Source organism: Chitinilyticum piscinae (assembly GCF_015223195.1).
Taxonomy (GTDB): Bacteria; Pseudomonadota; Gammaproteobacteria; order Burkholderiales; family Chitinibacteraceae; genus Chitinilyticum; species Chitinilyticum piscinae.
The window spans coordinates 21,693-42,446 of record NZ_JADFUA010000015.1 but is presented as its reverse complement, the minus strand read 5'-3'; the positions used below and the strand labels follow the sequence as shown (position 1 = coordinate 42,446).

At 60.3% G+C, this 20,754-nt stretch carries 20 protein-coding genes and 2 pseudogenes; 9 read left to right on the top strand and 13 right to left on the bottom strand.

Annotated elements, in window-relative coordinates; all coding sequences use genetic code 11:
• Window positions 1-84: 84 nt before the first annotated feature.
• Genes INR99_RS16475 through hutW form a run of 3 tightly spaced genes read right to left on the bottom strand, consistent with a single transcriptional unit; the run spans window position 85 to window position 2,596 of the window.
• Window positions 85-738 carry an NAD(P)-dependent oxidoreductase gene (locus tag INR99_RS16475; RefSeq protein ID WP_194117444.1) on the bottom strand — a complete coding sequence of 218 codons (654 nt, stop codon included), beginning with the start codon at window positions 736-738 and terminating at the stop codon, window positions 85-87.
• Complete coding sequence (gene hutX, locus INR99_RS17590; RefSeq protein ID WP_228098392.1) at window positions 735-1,280, bottom strand: heme utilization cystosolic carrier protein HutX; 546 nt, start codon at window positions 1,278-1,280, stop codon at window positions 735-737. The genes INR99_RS16475 and hutX overlap by 4 nt, the downstream gene beginning before the upstream one ends.
• Window positions 1,277-2,596 carry a heme anaerobic degradation radical SAM methyltransferase ChuW/HutW gene (hutW, locus tag INR99_RS16470; RefSeq protein WP_228098391.1) on the bottom strand — a complete coding sequence of 440 codons (1,320 nt, stop codon included), beginning with the start codon at window positions 2,594-2,596 and terminating at the stop codon, window positions 1,277-1,279. The genes hutX and hutW overlap by 4 nt, the downstream gene beginning before the upstream one ends.
• A 344-nt stretch (window positions 2,597-2,940) precedes the next feature.
• Here hutW and INR99_RS16465 point away from each other — a divergent pair, with 344 nt between their 5' ends.
• A complete protein-coding gene (locus tag INR99_RS16465) occupies window positions 2,941-3,390 on the top strand; it encodes an RrF2 family transcriptional regulator (protein ID WP_194117443.1) in 450 nt (149 codons plus the stop codon).
• Between the two features lie 273 nt (window positions 3,391-3,663).
• Here the strand turns inward: INR99_RS16465 and tnpA are convergent, their stop codons facing one another.
• Together tnpA and INR99_RS16455 are read right to left on the bottom strand one after the other, a co-directional pair.
• Window positions 3,664-4,095, bottom strand: a complete 432-nt coding sequence (gene tnpA / locus INR99_RS16460; RefSeq protein ID WP_028455501.1) for an IS200/IS605 family transposase — start codon at window positions 4,093-4,095, stop codon at window positions 3,664-3,666.
• 72 nt (window positions 4,096-4,167) lie between these two features.
• Complete coding sequence (locus INR99_RS16455; protein WP_194117442.1) at window positions 4,168-4,605, bottom strand: hemerythrin domain-containing protein; 438 nt, start codon at window positions 4,603-4,605, stop codon at window positions 4,168-4,170.
• Window positions 4,606-4,709: 104 nt separating this feature from the next.
• On the opposite strand from INR99_RS16455, the gene INR99_RS16450 reads away from it, so the two are divergent.
• The 4 genes from INR99_RS16450 (at window position 4,710) to INR99_RS16435 (ending at window position 9,439) form a co-directional block, all read left to right on the top strand.
• Entirely contained in the window at window positions 4,710-6,986 is a 2,277-nt protein-coding gene (locus tag INR99_RS16450) for a nitric-oxide reductase large subunit (RefSeq protein ID WP_194117441.1), read from the top strand.
• A gap of 114 nt (window positions 6,987-7,100) precedes the next feature.
• Window positions 7,101-7,370, top strand: coding sequence for a DUF2249 domain-containing protein (locus INR99_RS16445; RefSeq protein ID WP_194117440.1), 270 nt, complete (start codon window positions 7,101-7,103; stop codon window positions 7,368-7,370).
• 123 nt (window positions 7,371-7,493) lie between these two features.
• Entirely contained in the window at window positions 7,494-8,213 is a 720-nt protein-coding gene (gene ytfE / locus INR99_RS16440; RefSeq protein ID WP_194117439.1) for an iron-sulfur cluster repair protein YtfE, read from the top strand.
• Window positions 8,214-8,218: 5 nt separating this feature from the next.
• Window positions 8,219-9,439 carry an NnrS family protein gene (locus INR99_RS16435; RefSeq protein WP_194117438.1) on the top strand — a complete coding sequence of 407 codons (1,221 nt, stop codon included), beginning with the start codon at window positions 8,219-8,221 and terminating at the stop codon, window positions 9,437-9,439.
• Between the two features lie 472 nt (window positions 9,440-9,911).
• Here INR99_RS16435 and INR99_RS16430 read toward each other — a convergent pair whose 3' ends face one another.
• Together INR99_RS16430 and INR99_RS16425 are read right to left on the bottom strand one after the other, a co-directional pair.
• Complete coding sequence (locus tag INR99_RS16430) at window positions 9,912-10,832, bottom strand: heparinase II/III domain-containing protein (protein WP_228098390.1); 921 nt, start codon at window positions 10,830-10,832, stop codon at window positions 9,912-9,914.
• Complete coding sequence (locus tag INR99_RS16425) at window positions 10,793-12,307, bottom strand: hypothetical protein (protein WP_194117436.1); 1,515 nt, start codon at window positions 12,305-12,307, stop codon at window positions 10,793-10,795. Before INR99_RS16425 ends, INR99_RS16430 begins: the two co-directional genes overlap by 40 nt.
• Before the next feature lie 368 nt (window positions 12,308-12,675).
• Here INR99_RS16425 and INR99_RS16420 point away from each other — a divergent pair.
• Window positions 12,676-13,089 (top strand): annotated as a pseudogene (locus INR99_RS16420) (transposase); the annotation flags it as partial.
• A 339-nt stretch (window positions 13,090-13,428) separates the two neighbouring features.
• Here INR99_RS16420 and INR99_RS16415 read toward each other — a convergent pair.
• The 3 genes from INR99_RS16415 to mobQ form a co-directional block, all read right to left on the bottom strand.
• The gene (locus INR99_RS16415) at window positions 13,429-14,139 is read right to left on the bottom strand and encodes a type 2 periplasmic-binding domain-containing protein (protein ID WP_194117468.1); all 711 of its coding nucleotides are present in this window, start codon (window positions 14,137-14,139) and stop codon (window positions 13,429-13,431) included.
• A gap of 19 nt (window positions 14,140-14,158) precedes the next feature.
• On the bottom strand, window positions 14,159-14,419 hold the full coding sequence (locus INR99_RS16410) for a hypothetical protein (protein ID WP_194117435.1): 261 nt from the start codon (window positions 14,417-14,419) through the stop codon (window positions 14,159-14,161).
• Between the two features lie 84 nt (window positions 14,420-14,503).
• Complete coding sequence (gene mobQ, locus INR99_RS16405; protein ID WP_194117434.1) at window positions 14,504-15,622, bottom strand: MobQ family relaxase; 1,119 nt, start codon at window positions 15,620-15,622, stop codon at window positions 14,504-14,506.
• Window positions 15,623-15,806: 184 nt separating this feature from the next.
• Between mobQ and INR99_RS16400 the strand changes: the two genes are divergently transcribed.
• The gene (locus INR99_RS16400; protein ID WP_228098389.1) at window positions 15,807-16,151 is read left to right on the top strand and encodes a DUF8583 domain-containing protein; all 345 of its coding nucleotides are present in this window, start codon (window positions 15,807-15,809) and stop codon (window positions 16,149-16,151) included.
• A 145-nt stretch (window positions 16,152-16,296) separates the two neighbouring features.
• On the opposite strand, the gene INR99_RS16395 is transcribed toward INR99_RS16400, so the two are convergent.
• Both INR99_RS16395 and vapB read right to left on the bottom strand, forming a co-directional pair.
• Complete coding sequence (locus tag INR99_RS16395) at window positions 16,297-16,698, bottom strand: type II toxin-antitoxin system VapC family toxin (RefSeq protein ID WP_228098405.1); 402 nt, start codon at window positions 16,696-16,698, stop codon at window positions 16,297-16,299.
• A gap of 8 nt (window positions 16,699-16,706) precedes the next feature.
• Window positions 16,707-16,937 (bottom strand): type II toxin-antitoxin system VapB family antitoxin, encoded by a 231-nt coding sequence (gene vapB, locus INR99_RS16390; protein WP_194117432.1) that lies wholly within the window; start codon window positions 16,935-16,937, stop codon window positions 16,707-16,709.
• A 173-nt stretch (window positions 16,938-17,110) separates the two neighbouring features.
• On the opposite strand from vapB, the pseudogene INR99_RS16385 reads away from it, so the two are divergent.
• Both INR99_RS16385 and INR99_RS16380 read left to right on the top strand, forming a co-directional pair.
• Window positions 17,111-17,245: pseudogene (locus INR99_RS16385) on the top strand (ATP-binding protein); the annotation flags it as partial.
• Window positions 17,246-17,661: 416 nt separating this feature from the next.
• The gene (locus INR99_RS16380) at window positions 17,662-17,784 is read left to right on the top strand and encodes a type II toxin-antitoxin system RelB/DinJ family antitoxin (protein ID WP_228098388.1); all 123 of its coding nucleotides are present in this window, start codon (window positions 17,662-17,664) and stop codon (window positions 17,782-17,784) included.
• On the opposite strand, the gene INR99_RS16375 is transcribed toward INR99_RS16380, so the two are convergent.
• On the bottom strand, window positions 17,781-20,753 hold the full coding sequence (locus tag INR99_RS16375) for a Tn3 family transposase (RefSeq protein WP_001138073.1): 2,973 nt from the start codon (window positions 20,751-20,753) through the stop codon (window positions 17,781-17,783). The two genes, INR99_RS16380 and INR99_RS16375, sit on opposite strands and share 4 nt — an antisense overlap.
• Between the last annotated feature and the right edge of the window lies 1 nt (window position 20,754).

Genomic DNA, 20,754 nt, shown 5'->3' with positions numbered 1-20,754 from the left:
CCCATTGCCCCGCCCTGCCGGTTCTTTACGTTGCAAGAGCAGGCTTGTCCGCTCTCACAACCATTCGAACGTCACGGGGTGAAATCAATCTCCATCCCGGGGCGGGCCAAACACCGTGATGATCTTGCCAATGGCGGCCGGCTCGCGCAGCTGATCGCAAATGGCCAATGCCACATCATGGCGCGGCAGGTAAGGCGCAGCGTTTTCTTGCCGTGCGGGGTTCAGCGTATAACGGCTGACCCCGTCCGCATCGCAAAGGCCGGCCGGGCGGATGATGGTCCAGAGCAATGCGCTTTGTTGCAGCACCTGCTCGGCCTGCGTTTTGGCGGCCAGCGCTTCACCCAGCGCCGCCTGGGCCGGCGCCCCCAGCAGTTCGAACTGCTCGCCGCAACCATAAGAGGTGATCAGCAACAGACGCCGGCAATCCGGCAAATCCTGCATGGCTGCAATCACGTTGAGGTTGCCCGTGGCATCAATACGACGCCCCTGGGCATCCTTGCCCCCCAGCAGGCTGATCACCGTGCGCGGCGCGCTGCGCCGGACAGCCTGCTCGCAATCGGCGCGCAGCAGCGCATCTCCCCGCAGGATGGTTACGCCCAGCGCCTCAAGCGCACTGGCGTCACGCTCTTCGCGCAACAAGGCGGCAACGCTCAGCCCGCGCTCCCGCGCGTGCCGCACCAGCCACAGCCCGAGCTTGCCGCTGGCGCCAAAAATCAGCAGGTCGTGAGTGGCGCTCATGCACACACCTTGCAGCAATGCGCCTCGACAAAATCCAGCAGCGCCTGATGCTGCTGCTCCAGCAATTCGCCCGCTTCGCCACGCCCCACGAAAATCTTGAACATCACTTGCCCGGCCGTGTTACAGAACAACAGGCTGACAGTGGGCTTGTTCATGAAAGGGCGCTCGACCAGATAAATGGCTGCGCAATGCTGGTAACGCAGGTGGCCATGCAGGCCGCTGGCATTTTCCAGATTGTAAAAACCGTGGCCAACCGACCCGGGAGGCAATGGGCCGGTGAATTCCAGAATGGCGTCCGCACTGTGCACCAGCAGCGTTACCGGTGTTTGCCAGCCGTGAATTTCCTGCAGCAGCGGCACAAAATTGTCACCAGGCAGACGCTGCCACATATCGGCAGGCAGGCATTCGATGATTTCGATCATGCTGCATTCGTGGGTCGCCGCCAGTTGCTCGAGAATCACGCCGGGATTGCTGGCCAGACGAGCAGTGATCTGCTGGCGCGCAGCTTCGCCGAGGCGTTTGCCTGTTGCGGTGGATGTCATTGTGTTGCTCCTGCGGTATCAAGGTTGGTAGTGGCGAGCATGACCAGCTCGCGGGTAATGGTTGGCCCCCAGAAACGGCCGGCCGTGGTCAGGCTGACCTTGCCGTTGGCAAATTGCAGCAACGATTTCGCCTGCCATTCCGTAAGGCGGGGCAGTAGAACGGGATGCTCGGCCAGCAGCTCGGCGCCCAGCTCACCCTGATCCAGAGCGCCCTGCAGCTGCCCGATGGTGGCATGCTGCGGGCTTTGCCAGGCCATATGGGACATTGGTTTTTCCGTGACTGGCGTAGCCAGATAAGCCGCCAGATCACCTTGCACCTGATAACTGACGCCAGCCTGCTTGCCGCCCGCACCCGAACCAAACGCCAGGCAATCACGTCCAGCCTTGATCAGCGCGTTATAACGGTTCAGCTCTTTTCCGCCACTGGCGAAATGACTGTTGCTGAGCTGCCGCCAGCCACCATCACGCAAGGCATTGACGGCCAGGGCATAGTGCTGCGCCTGCTCCGGCAGGCCCGGCAAGGGATCAAGCGCTTTTTTCTCGATCATGCGCAACATGGGCAAGCCCGGATAGGCGTTGAAGGCATACAGATCCAGCCCATCCATATCCAGGGTCGTGGCAATGGCCAGGTCAGCCAGCAGGCTGCCTTCATCCTGGCCCGGCAAGCCAAACATCAGGTCAACGACCAGCGTGGCCGCACTCTGCCTGCGCAGCTCGCGCAGGAAGCCCGCAATCTGTTCACCGTCGTGTTTGCGGCCCATGCGGCGGCGCAGCGGCGTATCAAACGTCTGCACGCCAAAAGAAAAACGCGTCGCGCCTGCCTCTGTGCAGGCCGCCACCAGCGTGGCGGACTCGGCGTTGAGGCGGCCTTCGATGGTGATTTCGCAATCGTCGGCCAGTGGCAGATAACGCCGCGCCGCCTCGATCAGCCTGGCCAGCTCGGCAGGCGGCAACAGCGTCGGTGTGCCGCCGCCAAAATACAGTGCATCAATCCGCCCCCCTGCCGGGCGCTGGCTGGCTTCATGCGCCAGCTCGGCAATCAGGCGTTCGACAAACCGGCTGGCCTGCATTTCCTGCCAGCCATTGCGGTAAAAACCACAGAACACGCAATGGTTGGCGCAGAAGGGAATATGAATGTAGGCAAGACTGCCCGTCGCCAGCGGCGCGGCTTGCTGTGCTTGCCAGATCGCGGCCCAGTCGGCCTCGGCAATCGGTTGCGCCCCCCACATCGGCATCAGGGCCTGCCGGCGGGCAAAGGCGGCAGGCTGGGCATCACTCGGTAAAAGAAGGGACGCGGAGAGTTCGACGTGGCGCATTGCAAGTAAGTGACGGCTAATTAGTAACGAGAAATATTATCATTATCAATGCAGGAAACGTTTGTTTTAGATCAAATTCCCGATCTCGTCAGCGCAACGTCCGTAGGCCCCAACTGGTCCGAACTGCTTTTTGCAGCCTCTCTGCCGGTTTTCACAAGACAGCAGCAAGCGGTCTCCGTACGGCAAAACCATGTTGTTGTGTCGGCTTGAATCCCCCTGATCCAGTAAGCACGAAAAGCATCCGTGCAAACATCGCCCGGATGACGATCAGGACATGCGGTATATCTTGAAAAGATATATTTAAAGTACAATATTTATATCCACCTTCGCACCGAGTCCGCGTCATGCGCCTGAATGCCTTTACCGATTACTGCCTGCGTACATTGATCTATCTGGCCGTGCAGCCGGAAGAACTGGCAACGCGCGCGCAGATTGCCGCGGCTTATGGCGTATCGGACAACCATCTGATGAAAGTCGTGCATTTTCTGGGCAAAGCCGGCCTGATTGATACACTGCGCGGACGGGGCGGCGGCATGAAGCTGGCCCGCCCGGCCAGAGAGATACGCATCGGCATGCTGGTGCGCCTGTGCGAGGATGATGCGCCGGTGGTCGAATGTTTTGAAGAGGGCGGCGGCTGTCGCATTGATGGCATGTGCGTGCTCAAACGCGCATTGTTCGAGGCGCGTGAAGCCATGTACGCGGCACTGGATCGTTATACGCTGGCGGATCTGAGCGCAAACCGTGATGCGCTGGCGGCCCAGCTTGGACGCATTCTGCTGACGCCGGTGGCCTGAGCGGCTTCGGGCGCAGTAACAATCCCCCGGCAAAGCCGGGGGCTTTCGTAATGTGAGCCGCTCAAAGCGGCTAAATGGTGGCGCTAACGCGCCCCAATCAAATGCCACCCAAGGTGGCACCTGATTAGGTAGCCAGCTCAGCAACTCGTCATGCCGGCGAAGGCCGGCATCCAGAGCGACGCTCAAACAGGCATTGCAGCTGGATTCCCGCTTTCGCGGGAATGACGAATTGTACTTTGCTGAGGTAGCTACCTAATCAGGAGGTGGCAAGCCCTATGACCACAGCTGCAACTGCTCCAACCTCTGGTCCTCTTTTTCCTGATTCTTGATGTATTCCCGAATCATCGTCTCATCACGACCCACCGTTGAGACAAAGTAGCCTCTGGCCCAGAAATGTTGCCCGACGAAATTACGCTTGCGCTCCCCATACACCCGCGCAAGATGAATCGCACTCTTGCCCTTCATGTACCCGACTACCTGCGACACCGCGAATTTCGGTGGAATCGATAACAGCATGTGCACATGATCCGGCATCAGATGCCCTTCCAGCACCCGGCTTTCCTTCTGCTCTGCCAACTTCCGGAAAATTTCTCCGAGATGCTGTCTGAGTTGTACGTACAGCACCTTCCTGCGGCACTTGGGAATGAAGACCACGTGGTATTTACACTCCCAGCGGCTGTGACTTAGGCTTTCGAAGTCGTCCATCTTTGATACTCCTCTTAGTGTGCTTGGCGGCTCACAAAGAGCAGTGTTACTGATGGGCGACTCCCGCAAAAGTCAAACTTCTACTGCCACCCCGGCAGAGCCGGGGGATTTCCCTTGCCTGTTTAACAGGCTGTTGAAAAAGCCGGTTTCTCCATCGACATCAGCTTCCAGCGCCGGAAACAGTTCACGCTCCTCAAAACGCACATGCGCCTCAAGCAAGAGGCCAAATTCCGGCAAGGCCGTGACATCCCCTGCATGCAGTTTGTGCATCAGCGCACGCAGACTGGCGTGCTCAGCGTTGAAGCGGCTGGCCAGTTGCGCCAGACCGCCGAGTTGCAGGGCAAATTGCGCTTCCTCGGCGGCGAAGTGGCGTTCCAGTTCATCAAGAAAAGCCGCCGAAGGCAGCAGCGCATCCAGATCGCCGTCTTGTGCGCGCTGGATGCGCTTGGCCAGCACAAGCGCCGGATGGTGTTCGCGCGAGAAGTGAATCAGTTCCGGACTGCGTTTCATGACGGGCTCCTGCCTGATTAAAACATGCAATTATTTTACATGTTTGTGCCTGACGTGCATAATACGCATGCATAATACATGTTTAAACATCCGGGAGGAGTGCAATGGGTGCATTGAGTTGGAGATGGCGCGGCTTGCTGGTCGTGTTTTTGCTGTCATTTGCCGTGCTGGGCTGGATCGGCCGCGAGATCTATCTCGCCAAGCCGCCCATTCCGGCGCAGATCGTCAGCAGCACGGGTGAAGTGCTTTATCGCGGTGAACAGGTTCAGCAAGGCCAGAGCGCCTGGCAATCAGCCGGTGGCCAGCAGGTCGGTTCGGTCTGGGGGCATGGCAGTTATGTTGCGCCGGACTGGTCGGCTGACTGGCTGCATCGCGAGATCATCGGTCTGCGCGATGAACTGGCGAAAAAGCAGTACAACAAGGCGTTTGATGTCCTGACGGCCAGTGAGCAAGCCAGCGTTCTGGCGGATACCAAAGCCGAAATGCGGGCAAACCGTTATGACGCAGCAAGCGGTACACTGACGGTCAGCACCGAACGCGCCGTGGTCATCAAGACGCTGGCGGCGCATTATTCGGGCCTGTTTGGCACCGACGAGTCGCTCAATGCGCTGCGTGAAGACTACGCCATGATGCCGGGCAGCATCCGTGATGCGGCCGATCTGCAAGCGGTTTCCGCCTTCTTTTTCTGGTCGTCGTGGTCGGCCGCCACCGACCGGCCGGGCGAGACGAACCTCAGCTACACCAGCAACTGGCCGCACGAGCCGCTAATCGGCAACACGCCGACACCCGGCGCCGGCATGTGGTCGATTGCCAGCGTGATCCTGCTGATTGCCGGCATCGCCGCCATGATCTGGTATCACAACGCGCACAAGGATGAAGGTGATCCGGTTGCGCCCAAGAACGATCCACTGTTCAACCTCAAGCCAACACCATCGATGCTGGCCACGCGCAAGTATTTCTTCGTGGTCATCGCCCTGATTGCCCTGCAGGTGATCATGGGCATCGTGACCGCGCACTATTCGGTGGAAGGCCAGACCTTCTTCGGCCTGCCGCTGGGCGAACTGTTGCCTTTTGTCGCCAGCCGCACCATGCACACGCAACTGGCCGTGCTGTGGATCGCCACGGCCTGGCTGGCAACCGGCCTGTATATCTCGCCGGCGCTCTCCGGGCATGAACCGAAGCTGCAGAAGCTGGGCACCAATGTGCTGTTCTGGGCACTGATCGTAGTGGCGCTGGGCTCGCTCATCTGCGGCTGGGTCGGCACGCAGGAACGGCTGGGCAGCAGCTTTGCCTTCTGGCTGGGCAACCAGGGGCTGGAATTCACCAGCATGGGCCGTGTCTGGCAGATTGGCCTCTTTATCGGCCTGATGCTGTGGCTGCTGCTGATGGGGCGTGCACTATGGCCGGCGCTGAAAAAACCGGGCGAAAGCCGTGGCCTGATCGCGATGGTGTTCCTGTCGGCGACCTGCATTGGCCTCTTTTATGCCGCATCGCTGGTCTGGGGGCAACGCACGCATTACTCGATGGTTGAATACTGGCGCTGGTGGCTGGTGCATCTGTGGGTGGAAGGCTTCTTTGAAGTATTCGCCACCGCCGTGGTTGCACTGATTTTCAGCCGTCTGGGCCTGATCCGCTCGTCCACCGCGAATGCCGCGATTGTGCTGGAAACCATCGTCTTCCTGTTCGGCGGCATTCTCGGCACCCTGCACCACCTGTATTTCACCGGCACGCCAACGTCGGTGATCGCCATCGGCGCCGTGTTCTCGGCACTGGAAGTGGTGCCGCTGACGCTGATCGGCTTTGATGCCGTGGCGATGTACCGCCGCAGCAAGGCCGCACCCTGGGTGGCGGCGTATCGCTGGGTGATCCTGTGCTTTGTCGCGGTCGGTTTCTGGAACATGGTTGGCGCCGGCTTGCTGGGCTTCGCCATCAACCCGCCGATTGCGCTGTATTACGTGCAGGGGCTCAACATGACCCCGGCGCACGGCCATGCTGCACTGTTTGGCGTCTACGGCATGCTGGGCATCGGCCTGATGCTGTTCTGCCTGCGCGGCCTCTATCCGCGCGAGAACTGGCAGGACAAACCGCTCGCCATTGCCTACTGGCTGATGAATATCGGCCTGGCGATGATGGTGTTCATGTCCCTGCTGCCGGCCGGCATTTATCAGGCCTATCACAGCATCGACAGCGGCTTGTGGTATGCCCGCTCGGTGGACATCGTCCAGTCATCGGTGATGCATACTCTGGTCTGGCTGCGCGTGCCGGGTGACATCGTGTTCTCGCTGGGCGTGGTGTTCCTGATGGTTTTTGCCTGGCGTTTGCTGACTGGCCCGCGCCGCGCCGAGGCGCTGTCCGGCAAGCGTGCTGATGCCCGCGCCTGAAGCACGCAATGTGTCTGAATATTTATTTTTGATCATTCATCTGGTTTGTTTTTGTTTGAACTACTGCCCCGGCAGATCGGTCTGCCGGGGCAACACTACCGAAGGAGTTTCACCATGGCCCACGATTGTTCCATTCCCGTCATTCAGGACGGCACCTACGGTTTTGACGCGCGCGGCATCGCCCGGCGTTTCCGTCACGCGGCGATTTTCGGCGCGCTCAATGCGCTGCAGCCGGGCGAAACCATGCGCTTCTGCAACGACCACGACCCGCTGCCGCTCCTGGCGCAGATCGAGCAATTCTTCGGCCCGCGCGTGCGCATCGAATACGTGCAGCGCGAGCCGGGCGAGATCGTGATCGATTTCCGCATTCTGGCTGCAGCCTGAAAGATTGATCAAAACCGGGAAGGGCGGAGCCCATGATGGCCACAGGCAAAACCTGAGGTGTTCTTGCTGGTCCCGTCGCCCCGGCACTGAATTGTTTTATTTCAATTTTCCGGAGAATCGTCCATGACTACCCCGCAAACGCCCATCGACGCGGCGCAGGCCATCGGCCAGATCGCCGTCGCGCTGCCCGGATCAACCGCGGTATTCCGCCGCCTGAAGCTCGACTACTGCTGTGGCGGGCAGATCAGCCTGCAACAGGCAGCTGCTGACAAGGGGCTGGATGTGCAGACCATCCTCGCCGAGCTGGCCACGCTGCAGCGCAGCGACGCCGCGCCGCAATTCGCCAGTGCGTCCGAGCTGATCGACCATATTCTGGAGCGCTTTCACGACGTGCACCGCGCCCAGCTGCCCGAGCTGATCGCCATGGCCAAGCGGGTGGAAGCCGTGCATCGCGGCCATCCGGATGTCCCGGCCGGGCTGGCTGACTTGCTGACCGAAATCGAAGGCGAGCTGCTTGAGCACATGCAGAAGGAAGAGCAGGTGCTGTTCCCGATGCTGAAAAGCGGCGGCAATCCCTTCGTCGTGCATCCGATCGGCATGATGCGCAGCGAGCACGTCGAGCATGGCGCCAATCTGGAGCGCCTGGCTGCACTGACCAATGACATGACGCCGCCGGCGGAAGCCTGCACCACCTGGCGTGCGCTCTACGCCGGGCTGAAGCAGCTGGGCGACGACCTCGTCAGCCACATCCATCTGGAAAACAACGTGCTGTTCCCGCAGTTCGAAGCGCCGCCGGCCGATACCGGTTGCGGTTCGGGCGGCTGTGCGTGCAGCGGAGATTAACAGCCATGGCCAGCCACCCGGAACCCGCTCCCGCCGCGTTGTCACTGCGCCAGCTTGTTCAGGCGCCGCACCGCGCCGGCTTCTTTCTGGGCGGCGGCGTGTTGCTGCTGGCCTTGCTGTGGTGGCTGCTGGAGCTGGCGGGACGCACCTTTGGCATAAGCGTTTCACAGCTGCCGCCGAGCTTTCTGCACGGGCAACTGATGCTGGGCGGCTTTTTTCCGCTGTTCATGCTGGGCTTCATTTACACCGCCGGGCCGAAGTGGCTGGGCGTCGCGCCGCCAGCCACCCGCGCCTGGCTCGCCGCCATCGTGCCGTATGCGCTGGGTAGCGCCGGGCTGCTGCTGGCGACGCGGTTTCCCGTGCTTTGGCCCATCGCCAGTATCGTGCAGACGCTGGCCTGGCTGTGGGCCTGCCTGATCTGGATGGGGCGCATCCGCGCCAGCCACGCGCCGGACCGCAAGCACGCCGCACTGATTCTGGCCGCCTTTGCACTCGGGGCGGTGGCGCTGGGTTTGTACGCCTTCGTCGCAATCACTGCGCAGTGGCAATTCATCCATTACGCCGAAACCCTGCTGCTGTGGGGCATGCTGCTGCCGGTGTTTCTGGTGGTCTGCCACCGCATGCTGCCGTTTTTCTCGGCCAACGTGCTGCAACCCTATCAGTCGTGGCGGCCGGACTGGTTGCTTTACATGATGGTTGGCGGGGTATGGTTACACGGCCTTTTAAATGTATTGGCTGTAGCCACATACCCTGTTGATGTTCTGCTGGCGGCGCAGCTGCTGTACACCAGCTGGCGCTGGCAGTTGCGAAAGTCGCTGCACGTGCCGCTGCTGGCGATGCAGCACATTGCCTTCCTGTGGGCCGGCTTGGGAATGGTACTGCTGGTGCTGGAAACCGGCCCGATTGCGTCGCCCCTCAGCGGCTCGGGTCATGCCGGCCTGCACGCGCTGGCGCTGGGTTTCATGCTGTCCATGCTGCTGGCCTTCGTCACCCGCGTCACGCTCGGCCACTCCGGCCGCGCACTCGTCGCCAGCCGGCTGACGTGGACACTGTTCTGGCTGCTGCAGACCCTGACACTGCTGCGCCTCCTGGGCGAATGGCTGTCCGCACTGCGCATACCGTTGCTGCTGCTTGCTGCTGGCGGCATCGCACTGGTGCTGGCGCTCTGGTCTGCCCGCCACCTGCCGATGTACCTGCAGCCCAGGCCGGACGGGAAGGAAGGTTGATATATACGGTACAGTCCATGCTTCTGCGGCCATTCACTGCAAATGGCTGCAGCGTAATACCTGCGTATTTTTATACTATTCGTCGCAAGCGCAGCTTCGGCCGAGGCATTGTCGACGGTCCGGGGTGTGGCTGCCTGTCGCTGCAGGTGGTTTCTCCACACTGGCGTCGCCGCCACGCTGATCCATCATCAACAGCATGATTCAGGCGATTCAGTGCGATACCAGCTTGGCGGTCAGCGGCATGCGCGAAGGCGCTGTGCATGTCGGGAAAAGCGTCGCGCTGGTCGAGGGGGCGCAAGAGGCGTTGCGCAACATCAATCAGCGCATGGCAGACACGGTGCACAGGGTGAGCGATATTTCGCATTCATCCGGCGAGCAGCGTGAAGCCATGCAGCAACTGGCGATGAATGTCGAGCGCGTTTCTTGCCGCAGTCTACGCCCCGCCGGATTTCCTCAAGGTGTTTTGTTGCGTTTAGCGATATTGCGGCAGCTTGCCGGCTTCGAAGCGGAATTCGCGATCCCGCACCTTGACCAGCAGCGCACTGCCATCGCGTTGTACCACCGGCTTGCTGCTTTCCTGGCAGCCAATGTCGATCAGTACCAGGCTTTCAAAGCTCGTGCCTGGCGTGGCCACCGACCAGACGGCGTGATGGGTCGGCGTCCAGCCGCTGGTGGACGGATTGACCGGGTATTGGTCGGTTTGCGCGAGTTTGGTCAGCGGCGAGCCCGCCAGCTGCTGCATGCAGAGTTTGGCCTGGCCGCGCTGCACCGCAATCATGCCCTGTGGTCCGCCCGCCGCACTGGCGGCTTCCTGCGTGTGGAAATTCCATTCCCAGCTCACGGGTTTGCTGGCGCTGGCATCGTCATGCACCAGCAGCAGATTGTCCTTCAGATATACCAGCGTGCGCAGGACGCGCTGGATGGTGGCCGGATCATAGGCGCGTGTGGCGTCGCCAGTGGTGATCGTGAAGTCGCCGCCGTCCATATAGGCTCTGATCTTGCCGGTAGCCGCATACCAGCGTTCCGCCTGCTGGCCGATGCCGCCATCATAGGTCAGGGCATTGCTGGCCTTGGTCTGCCGGTACCAGGCTTGGGCATGAGGTGAGAAATAATAGTCATAAACACCACTGCTGATCAGCAAGGCGCTGCCCTGACTGCCGACGGTAAACGCATTCTGGTCGGCATGGCCGTGATTGATGGCGCCATAGGGGCTGGAGCGGAAATGAATGGTCGTGCGATTTTTGTCAGTCAAATCGCTGTGCATCGTGACCTGCCCTACCGATTCGAACAGCGCGGACGTACTGCGGTTGTCCGGCCCGGCCAGACCCTTGCTGTCGGAAATGGTTGGTGAAATCAGCCTGGCGAATGATCGGAAGCCGTTGGGCGGGGGCAACTGTGACGAGTACCACGCCAGATCCTGCGTCGGATTGCGGGAGTACAAAATGCGGGCATACGCCGGGGAAATGTTTTTTCAACATCGGCGCCGTCACCGAACGGCGCAGGGATGCGCCCCGGCAGATTGGAAATCATATGCCAGTGCATGTAGTTGCGCTGCTGCATCAGGCGATAGGGGTCGATTTGCGCGGCGTACTTGAGTGCATCCAGATGCAGATAACTGCCATCCGGTTGCTGTGTCCCATAGCCGCCACTGTTGGTCCAGCCGCCATCGCTGTCCCCCCAGGGCGAGCCGAATGCATAAATAAGGGGTACGTAGCGGGAGAAGACCGCTTCATCGAATGCCGCCTGACCGTTGATTTCATCGCCAGCGAGGACGGCGGTGATCCCTCCCATGGCCATGATGGCCTGGACATTGTGCGAATCCATCGGGGTGCGCTCAATGTAGCGGCGCTTCCCGATCAGCACCGGCTCCATATTGGCAAAACGGGTACGGGCGTTTCGCAGGATCATCTCGCGCTCGGACTGACTCAGCACCGGATACAGCGCATCGTAGCCGCGCACCATCGCCAGCAAGGTCCAGCGCGCGCCCGAATCGGTATTGCCGGCATAGGCATCCAGCCCCAGTCCGGGCCAGCCAGCCAGGTTCATGACGCGGTCCTTGGCGTCCTGCATGGCAAGCCGGGCGAGCGCCTGCTCGTCAGGATTGCTGGAGTGGCGGTAAATGAGCCAGACCAGCGTTGAATTGGCGATCAGTCGGTGTTCGCGTGCTGGCACTTCCTGTGATTTGATGATGTAGTACTTTTCGGGGGGGAGGCCACCGATGGTTTCCGTGCCAAGCACCGGCATGGCGGGCAGTCTGTAATCCGCCGTGATAGTTCCAGACGTGTCACGCAGCACGGCGCGGGCGGCCTGATTTCTGACATCCTTGATCAGGTATTTGAACATCTCCGACCGCTCGCCGGTCGTCAATGCCGGGCGCAACTCATCAATCAGCTGCTCGGGTTGCAGCCGGGGATGCGGGCTCTGCTTTACCTGCTCATACCAGCTGCGATCGTTCACAAACCAGCTCAGCTGGCTTTGCTCGACAAGCGGCATTGCCGTCGGACTGATGGTAAATCGCCGCCAGCCACTGATCGAGTCCTTGCCCAGATTGGGCTTGAGATCAAGCCCCTTGCCCGTTACCCGCCATTCATAGGTGCCCGGCGAATAGAGCTTGCGTGGCAGATACCAGTTGTAGGGGCTGCTGAATGCCTCGACATGCCCGTCAGGGTGGCGGATTTCCAGGATGTATTCCACTTGCTGATAATCGCTGGTGAAATCCTGCATCGGCCAGGTGAAGGTGGGCGGGTTCTGCTCCAGCGTCAGGCCATGCTCGGGGCGCACCGGCATCATGGGCGTCGAGCCTGGGGGGGTAGCTCCCGGCGCGGGGTTGGGGGTCGGGTATTGGCGGCTTTCCTGCAGAGTGCTCATCCAGTCGGTGATTTTGATTCTAGAGTCAGAATCTTCCAGTCGGTTGAATGCAAGTGGGGCTGGCGTGATTGGCAACGTTGGTGTGGTGACAACAATGGGTGTTGTAGTGGGAAGTGGAGTTACTGTCTGAGTGGGTGCAGGCGAGGGAGCAGGACTTGGCTGAGCCGTTGGCTTCCGATCCGGAAGTGGCGGTCTTGCCGGATCGCCTATCGCCAGTATTTGCCACAGGCTGGGCGAACGGTCTGGTTGAAGGTTTGCGCCGGGAAATGCGGTGTGTGCGACCTTGGCGACATAGATGGGCACCTCGAAAAACCCCAGCAGCCCAGGCGTGTAAACTGGCAACCGTACAGAATCCGTAAGATACAGCCATGAAGAACCGCTCTGCCATCAAAACCGACTTGTTTGCCGCTGACCGCCATCGCGCGAAGATTGATGATTTGGGCGATCCGCTGCAGCGCATCGAGCGTCACATCGATTTTATCGCGCTGGCACTGCGAGTCGATCAAGTGGCGCCGCGTCCGGTCAGCCTGCAGGGTGGACGGCCGGCGTTTCCGACGGAAACCATGGTGCGCATTCTGGTGCTCAAACGCCTGTACAACCTGTCGGATGAGCAGATGGAGTTCCAGTTGCTCGACCGCATGAGTTACCAGCGGTTCTGCGGCCTCACCCACGCCGCCAACATTCCCGACCGCACCACGATCTGGGAGTTCGAGAACCGCATCGGCGTTGCCGGTGCCACCGCCCTGTTTGACGGCATGACCAGCCAGTTGCTACAAGCGGGCACCTCGAATGGTTTACGAGATCCGGGAACCCCATGCGTCGCAGCGGCCTGTCATTACATGCCAAGTCAGCAAGACAGGCTACACCACCCAGCTTTTTTAACTGGATTTGCAAGGCGGCCGCACCAGCTTCCACGACCGCGTCAACCAGCGACGCCTTTGTTGATGGAGGGCAGGAGAGCCAGACTTCAAGTAGTAAATCAGCCGCAGTGGCTTAGCGCACAATTTTTTCCTAATTCTGCGGAGCCTCCAGGAACAGGCTGGCGCGGAATTCACCCAACAACCGCCACAGCAGATTGTGTCAGTCCCTGTACCCAGCTCGTGCTTGCTCCCCGCAGCCCATTAGTACCCCTTCGGAATGACCAGAATCGCCCCGGCCTTGGTCGTCCAGCTGCCAAGCGGCGCGGGCTTGCCGTTGCTGTCCCTGCCCTGATTGCCGCTGGCCTCGATGCACAACCGCCCGCCGCAGTCGTTCATCACGATGCGCCCGCCGCGTTTTTCCAAGTCGGCCACGCTGACTTGCAGCCGCGCCACATCAGTAGCCAGCGCCTGCCGTTCGGCCTGCAAGCTCTCAACCTCGCCGCGTTGCCACCAGACCGCGCCCCACGCCACCAGCGAAACGGCCACAATCGCGCCCGCTGAAATGCCGCCCGCCACGGTTGCCCAACGCCAGCCAAACGCGGCGCTTGCAGCGTTCAGGCGGTCGGCGGCGCTCTCCCCCGCCCGCACCACCCCCGTCAAGGCCGACAGAATAGGGCTAGAAGCCGTTTCTAGCGCGTTTGCCGCCGCTTGTGACGCGCCAGCAAGGGAAACCCTCACCGCAGCGCCTACGGCGTTTTCTGCGGCCTTCTGAACGCCCGGAATCGCCGCCGCAGCGGCTTGCTTGACCTCAACCACCACGCCCGCCGCTGCGCTGGTGGCCTGTTTGAAGGCTTCCCGCTCGCGCTGGAGCGTTTCCCGCTCGGCTTCTAGCGCCTCGATGGCGGCCTGTACCGCTTTTTGCTGATCTTCTGCCAAGGCCATCAGGCCGAATAGCTGTTGCTGTGCGTCCATCACTTGCCCCCTTCCGGCTTCATACTTCTGGCTTCATAACCACGACTACCGAACCCGCATAGCCGCACTCATGCAGCGCCCGAATGGCCGCGTCCGATGTTTTGAAAACCCGCAAGCCGGTGCGCTTGGTGTGCAGCTCACGGGTTAGCCCGTGGTCGTTGTGATCAACGTCAAGAAACCAGCCACCGCCGTCAATGGCGGGGTACGGGGTCAGAAAAACGCGGTGCACGCACCCGGTGCGGGTCAACACTGCAAAACTATCGACATCAAGAGGCTTCATATCTGCAAATCCGTTCGTTTTTGATGGCTTTATTGCACAATAAAAACGCAAACACAAAACAACATAATTGCATTTTTGTATGTTTTACATCGAAAAATCCGGCCCGCTATCGCGGCTGCGCTTGGGCTGGGCTGGTTTGTTTTCCTGCGGTTTGGCGGCCTGCTTGGCTTCCTCGATCTGCCGCTGCCGCGCCAGCTCGGCAGCGTTTCGCTGCTCGGCTTCTCTGGCCTGCTCGATGCGGCGCTGCTGGTCGGCCTTGAACTGCTCGAAGGCATCGCGGGCTTGCTGCTTTCCGGCCTCGGCCTGCTTGTGCGCCTCGAACTGCGCCCGGAAGTCGGCCATGCCTGCGGCGGCGGATTGCTTCGCCTGATCAACCTGGGCGCGTTCAGCCTTGGCCGCCTCAAGGCTGCCGGACAAGTCGAGGATGGTTCTGTCTATCGCCTTCGCTTGCCGCTCCAGCTCGCCCGCCTCCTTGGCGCGGGTTAGCAGGGCTTCGACCTGTTCAGCCCGGATACGCTCGGCCACGTCAGAGGTTGCGCCCCGGCGCAGCATCCCGGCGATTGCTGGCCCGAAGTGCTGCCCCGGCACTTCATCAAGCCCGCGCTCGGCGTGACTGCGGTGGTCAACGCGGGCGGCAATGCCCGCCTCGGCCAGTCGCTCGTTCTGCAAACTGGCGAAGCGTTCGCGCCATTCGGTGACAAGCTGCTTGCCGGTTTTCTGGTCGTCCAGCTCGCGGGTTTTCTCGGTGAAGCCCACCGAGGTGAGGCGGCGAGTCGATAGCAGAATGTGGGCGTGATGGTTGCGATTGTCGCCTTCCTTGCCCGGCGCATGAATCGCCACGTCTGCCGCGCAACCGTGGCGCTCGACGATTTCGCGGGCGAAGTCCTGAGCCAGTCGCCGCCGTTGCGCTGCGGGCAATTCGGCGGGCAAGGCAATCTCGAACTCCCGCGCCACGGTTGAGTTCTTCCGGGTTTCGGCTTGCTCGGCAGCGTTCCAGAGCGCAGCCCGGTCGGCTGCCCACTCTGGCGCATTGGCTGGCAAGACCAGCTCGGCAGATTCGACACCGGCCTTGCGCCGATAGTCGTGAATCTCGCCGGTTCGCTCGTCGGTGATTTCATCACCTGAACGATAAGCAGCGGCGGCGGTCGCAGATCGGCCAGCCGACCGGCTTATCGTTTTCACGGACAGGTGATAAATCGCCATTTGCTTTTGCCTTTGGGTTTTCCGTCGCTCAGCGACCGCACGCAAACGAAGTTTGCATAAGTGCGCCCTTGCCTTTCGGCGCGGGGGATGGTGCTGCGGGCTATTCTAGCCCTTCGCTCCCGGAGGCGCATCCCCTCCGACCGCGCTAGAATAGCCATGCCACACCACAACCAAAGGGGGAAGCATGGCGGACATAAACGACAAAATCAGCAAGCTGGAAGAGCAGCTAAAACAGGCCAAGGCACAGCGGCAAAAAATCGAAGCCCGTAAACGGGCAGCCGACGCCAAACGCAGCAGGGCAGAGGACACACGGCGCAAGATTCTGGCGGGGGCGTTGGTTCTGGAAATGATGGAACGCGACGAAACGGCCAGAGGGCGATTCATGGAACGCCTGGACGCCTATCTGACCCGGCCTGACGACCGAGCACTGTTCGGACTGCAAGACCATGGAGCGCAGCCTAACACCCCGCCCTCGCCGCCGGGTGGCTCGCCGGAGCTGGGAGGCTGCGTCACAGAAAACGGAAAGTAGACCAACCACGTTCTCAGAACGTGGTTTTGTCTGATGTTCGCAACACACCGCAGGTCACCGAGTGCGGAATATGGTCACTCGTGACCACCATTTCTGGCGTTCGTGAACACGGTGCTGAGCACTCGTGACCATCCTGCTTACCAGATTAATGAACCCAATCTTCAACTTTCAAACTTTGCACTCGGCTGAACTCGCGAAGATTATTGGTGACGAGAATACAGTCGTTGGCAATAGCGTGTCCGGCGATTGCCGTGTCATTTTCCCCAATGGGCGTACCCGCCGCTGCAAGTGACTGTTTGACGGATACCGTCGCGTCTACGGCATGGCTATCCCACGGCAGAATGCCATCAATGCGGCGGATAAATTCGTCCACCAGTACGGAATGCTTTGGCGATGCCTTTTTGCCAATCTGGCCATAGCGCATTTCAGCGTAGGTGATGGCGGAAATGACAATCTGGTTCTTTCGACTCACCTCGTGAGCGAGGCGCTGTAAAACCGACTCAGGGCGTTCGCGCATGATGAACGAACAAATGCACGTATCCAGCATGTATGTAATCACAATACAAACCTGCCTTCATCACCCACAACAGGCGAACGGTCTTGCAGAAAATCATCATCTGCTTTGGGTTGATCAGCAAAAGACAGCCAGCTTGGGCGCAACGGGCGTAGTGTGATGGAATCGCCATTTTTGACAATTTCCAGCTCGGATACACCGTCGAACTCCATATCTTTAGGCAGGCGAACAGCCTGATTCTTGCCATTCTTGAAAATAGAAACGGTGCGCATTGGAAGCTCCTTGGCATGCATATGATTGACATATGTTCATCATACGCCACCTGGTGGCATATGCAAGACCTATGGACGACAACGGTGCTGCTCATCATGACCAGCAGGCTGATCACACCTGCTCAGCGAGGTGGTCACGAGTGATCAGAATGGGTGATCATTTGCACCAGAATCCGCACACCGAGTTCGGCGATGCCAAAATGACGACGCCCTTGCTGGATCGGCTGACACACCACAGCGAAATTCAGGAAATTGGCAACGACTCACTCCGGTTCAAGCAGCGGAGAAATCAGGTGAAAACCGGCTGATCAAATGGAAACTTTTGGATGCTGATTGACAGCCAGCTTCGCCCAACGGCATCAGGCACCAGGCGCAACGAGGGGGCGCAGGAGCCAATTCGACTTCAAGCAGCTTGCCCGCGACGGCGAGCGACATGGCGTTCAGAACCCGCTCTCGCAGCCTTCGAGCATGTCAACCTCAAAAGCCGGTTCGCCAAGGCCCGCAAGATCGAGGAATTGGTATAGCCCGCGCCTTGCAGATGGTGGGCCTGCCGCTCGATGGCGCGCACCACCGAGGCCTTAAAGATGCGCGCAACATCGCCAAGCTGTTGCCGTGGCCGCCATAGGTATGTATATACATACCTACAAATAAGAAAGCCGGGGCCTTGCTAGCACCGACAACGTGAGATACAAAGCATCTCAATCAGTCGCAACAGGAGGCCATCATGGCTGCTACCACCACTATGATTCACGTTCGCGTGGACGAAAACGTCAAGGCACAGGCTGCGGAAACGCTGGCCTCGATGGGCCTGGGGTCGTCTCAGAAAACGGAAAATAAAGCACGCTAAGCCGGTGGCAGCGGTCGCAATGGCCTAAACTTCCCCGCACCGACCTTGGCGCTGCTGCGCCATAGGTAATCGCCGGTCAGGTTGATGTGCTCCCACCCCAGCGGCGACAGATATTGCAACAATGTGTCGTCCAGCGCCGTGCCGTTGCCACGCAAAGCACTGGTGGCACGCTCCAGATATACCGTGTTCCACAACACGATGGCCGCCGTCACCAGATTGAGGCCGCTGGCCCGGTAGCGCTGCTGCTCAAAACTGCGGTCGCGGATTTCACCCAATCGGTAGAAGAAGACCGCCCTGGCCAGCGCGTTGCGCGCCTCGCCCTTATTCAGCCCCGCATGGACGCGGCGGCGCAGCTCCACGCTTTGCAGCCAATCCAAAATGAACAGCGTGCGCTCGATGCGCCCCAGCTCGCGCAACGCCACGGCCAAGCCGTTCTGGCGCGGGTAGCTGCCGAGTTTGCGCAGCATCAGCGAAGCCGTTACCGTGCCTTGCTTGATGGAGGTGGCCAGCCGCAGAATTTCATCCCAATGGGCGCGTATTTGCTTGATGTTCAGCCTGTCGCTGCTAATCATCGGCTTGAGCGCGTCATAGGCGGCATCGCCCTTGGGGATGAATAGCTTGGTTTCGCCCAAGTCACGGATACGCGGCGCGAAGCGAAATCCCAGCAAATGCATCAAGCCAAACACGTGATCGGTGAAGCCTGCCGTGTCGGTGTAGTGTTCCTCGATGCGCAAGTCCGACTCGTGGTACAGCAGGCCATCAAGCACGTAAGTTGAATCACGAATGCCCACGTTGACCACCTTGGCACTGAAGGGCGCGTACTGGTCGGAGATATGGGTGTAGAAAGTCCGTCCTGGACTGCTTCCATACTTCGGGTTGATATGACCAGTGCTTTCTGCTTTGCTGCCGGTTCTGAAGTTCTGGCCGTCCGACGATGACGTGGTGCCGTCACCCCAGTTGCCGGCGAAGGGTTGCCGAAACTGCGCATTCACCAGCTCGGCCAGCGCCGTCGAATAGGTTTCATCGCGGATGTGCCAGGCTTGCAGCCAAGACAGCTTGGCGTAGGTGGTGCCAGGGCAGGACTCGGCCATTTTGGTCAGACCCAGGTTGATCGCGTCGGCCAGGATCGTCGTCAACAGCAAGGTTTTGTCCTTGGCCGTGTCGCTGGTCTTCAGGTGTGTGAAGTGGCGGGTGAAGCCCGTCCATTCATCGACCTCCATCAGCAACTCGGTGATTTTGAGGTGCGGCAGCAGCATAGCTGTCTGGTCGATCATGGCTTGCGCGGCGTCTGGTACTGCCGCGTCCAGCGGCGTGATCTTCAGGCCTGACGCGGTGGTGATGATGGCATCCGGTAAGTCGTTGGCCGCAGCCATGCGGTTGACTGTGGCGAGTTGCGCCTCCAACAATTCCAACCGGTCATGCAGGTATTGGTCGCAGTCGGTGGCCACTGCCAGCGGCAATTCGCTGGCCAGCTTCAAAGTGGCGAACTTCTCGACCGGCACCAGGTATTCGTCGAAGTCCTTGAACTGGCGAGAACCCTGCACCCAGACATCACCGGAGCGCAGCGCGTTCTTCAGCTCCGACAGGGCGCATAACTCGTAGTAACGCCGGTCGATGCCGTCGTCGGTCAGAACCAGCTTTGCCCAGCGCGGCTTGATGAATGCGGTTGGCGCATCGGCGGGCACCTTGCGCGCGCTGTCGCTGTTCATGCCGCGCAGCATGTCGATGGCATCGAGCACACCCTTGGCGGCGGGCGCAGCCCGCAATTTGAGCACGCCCAGGAACTGCGGCGCGTAGCGGCGTAGCGTGGCATAGCTTTCACCGATGTGGTGCAGGAAATCAAAGTCGGCAGGCCGCGCCAATGTTTGCGCTTCGGTGACGCTGGCGGCGAAGGTGTCCCAGGGCATAACGGCCTCGATGGCGGCGAACGGATCGCTGCCGCTTTGCTTGGCCTCAATCAACGCTTGACCGATGCGCCCATACATCCGCACCTTGTCGTTGATCGCCTTGCCGGAAGCCTGGAACTGCTGCTGATGCTTGTTCTTGGCCGCGTTGAACAGCTTGCCGATGATGCGATCGTGAAGGTCGATGATTTCATCGGTGACGGTGGCCATGCCTTCGATGGCCAGCGCTACCAGCGTGGCATAGCGTCGTTGCACCTCGAACTTTGCCAGATCAGCAGGCGTCATCTGGCCACCTTCACGAGCGATTTTGAGCAGGCGGTTCTGGTGAACCTGCCGCTCGATGCCTGCGGGCAGATCAAGTGCTTGCCAGGATTTCAGGCGCTCAATATGTTCGAGCATGTGGCGAGAGTTCGGTTTGGCAGGCGACTGGCGCAGCCATGCCAGCCACGTCACTTTACTGCCGTCCTTGCGCTTGAGAAGTTCGTCCAGGCGCTGACGGTGGGGTGATAACAAAGAATCGGTCAGCGCCGCGTAAATGCGTCGGTTGGCACGGGTGATGGCCTCGGCGCTTGCGCGCTCGATGGCATTCATGGCGGGCAGGATAATGCTCTGCCGCCGCAGATTCTCGACAAGTGCGCTCGCCAGCACGATGCCTTTGTCGGTCTGCAAGGCCAGCTCGGTCAATGTATGCACGGCTTGCCGATAGTGGCTCATGGTGAAGGGCTTGAACCCAAAAACCGTTTGCAGCTCGACCAAGTGCTCCCGCCGTGTCTGTTCGCGCTGGCCGTACTCGCTCCAACTTTCCACTGGCATCTTGAGTTGCGCGGCCACCATGCGCAACAGGGGCGGAAACGGAGGCTCATCGACGCCCAAAAAGGTGCCAGGGAATCGCAAGTAGCAAAGCTGCACAGCGAAGCCCAATCGATTCGCGGCGCCGCGACGCTGACGGATCACCGACAGGTCGGTTTCGTTGAACGTGTAGTGCCGTATCAGTTCGTCTTTGGCATCTGGCAGTGCCAGCAGGCTTTCGCGCTCGGTGGCGGACAGGATTGAGCGGCGTGGCATG